This is a genomic window from Streptomyces sp. SID14436 (assembly GCF_010548465.1).
Classification (GTDB): Bacteria; Actinomycetota; Actinomycetes; order Streptomycetales; family Streptomycetaceae; genus Streptomyces.
On the sequence record NZ_JAAGMD010000883.1, the window covers coordinates 1 to 1,611 of the forward strand.

Here is a 1,611-nt window from a genome sequence, read left to right on the forward strand (position 1 = left end):
CGCCGTGTCGCGCCGCAGCCGCCGGGACGGCTGACGCCCGCGCCCCCGGCCGGCCCACCATGCCCCGCCCGGCCCGTCAACGGCCTGCCGGAGAGGGTTGTGTGACGGTCGTGCGGGGCGTTGGGGCGATCGTGCACCGGCTCGCGGGAGATGCCCGGAACCCTGTGACACGGGGCCTCCTCCGAGCGCTCTACCAGGTGTGACGACTGTGACGACTGCTACGACTGCGACGACTCAGCACGGCGGCCGGCCCGCGGCCGCGTCGAAGCCGGTCCGGTGGGCCGCCGACACCGTGGCGGCGATGCGCGAAGGGGCGCGGCTGCGGCTGGACTACTCCGCGCACAGCCTGTGGAGCGTCGACCGGATGATCGGCGCGATCCGCCAGGAGGGCGCCCCGATCGCCGCACTGGAAGCCGTCCTGCGCGGATTCGGCGCCTACGCGGGCGAGGTGATCGTGCGTCAGGCGGGCGGCGAGTGGTGGGCCACCGGCGGTGACCACTGGGTCCGCACGCCCGACGGCCGCCTCTGGGACCCCTTCGACGAGGCCCGGCGCTGCTACACCGCGGACGGCTCGCTGCGGCTGCTGTGCCGGGACGCCGTGCGCGGCACCGGGCGCCCCTGACCGCCGGCCCGCGGGTTCCACGGGCCTCCGGCCGGGGCCGTGGAGAGCGCCGGCGGACCCGTCACGAGCTGTGACACTTTCGCGGCGAGTGACGCTGAGGACCGTAGGGCGTGCGCGGGCACGTGCGCCGCCCTGCGGTTGCGCTGCGCACGCGGTACGGACGACTCGGTACGGACAAGGACGGTTCTTGGGCCACGGAGGGGAATCCCGCCCCGTGCAGGCGTACGACGGGGAGCTGGGCGCCGCGGTCGCGCGCGCCCAGGACGGGGACGAGGCCGCCTTCGCGGTGGCCTACCGGCTCGTGCAGCCCGGACTGCTCGGCTACGTCCGCGGACTGGTCGGGGACGACGCCGAGGACGTGACCTCGGACGCCTGGCTGGAGATCGCGCGCGACCTCGGCCGGTTCAAGGGCGACGGAGCCGGCTTCCGGGGCTGGACGGCGACCATCGCCCGGCACCGGGCGCTGGACCACCTGCGGCGGCAGCGGGTGCGGCCCCGCGCGTCGGCGTCGGAGCAGGACCTCCTGGACCTGCCCGGCCCGCAGAGCACCTACGACCAGGCCATGGAGGCGCTGTCCACGGAGCAGGCGCTGGCCCTGGTCGGCGGACTGCCCCGGGACCAGGCGGAGGCCGTGCTGCTGCGCGTGGTCGTCGGCCTCGACGGGCCCGCCGCCGCGCGCGTGCTCGGCAAGCGGCCGGGGGCGGTACGGACGGCCGCCTACCGGGGACTGAAACGGCTGGCCGAACAGGTGGGCGCGGACGGTGTGACGGATGAGGCGCCCCGGACGCTGGGTGAGTCGACATGAACGACGGCCGGGAGCCCCCCGGCCCGCGGGCCGGGCGGCACGAGCAGGGACGGGAACGGACATGGGTGAACGGCAGAGCGACGGCGGGCTCTCCGGCCGTCGGCGGGTGCGCCCCGCGGGCGCGCCGCCGCAACCGGACGCACCCCACCCCGACGCGCCCGTCACCGCCGGGCCCCGGCCGGCA

The 1,611-nt window shown here is 76.8% G+C and carries 2 protein-coding genes; both read left to right on the forward strand.

Annotated elements, in window-relative coordinates:
• Positions 1-208: 208 nt before the first annotated feature.
• Positions 209-622 (forward strand): hypothetical protein, encoded by a 414-nt coding sequence (locus G3I53_RS32360; protein WP_164335595.1) that lies wholly within the window; start codon positions 209-211, stop codon positions 620-622.
• Between the two features lie 187 nt (positions 623-809).
• On the forward strand, positions 810-1,427 hold the full coding sequence (locus G3I53_RS32365) for an RNA polymerase sigma factor (protein WP_164335597.1): 618 nt from the start codon (positions 810-812) through the stop codon (positions 1,425-1,427).
• Positions 1,428-1,611 lie beyond the last annotated feature (184 nt).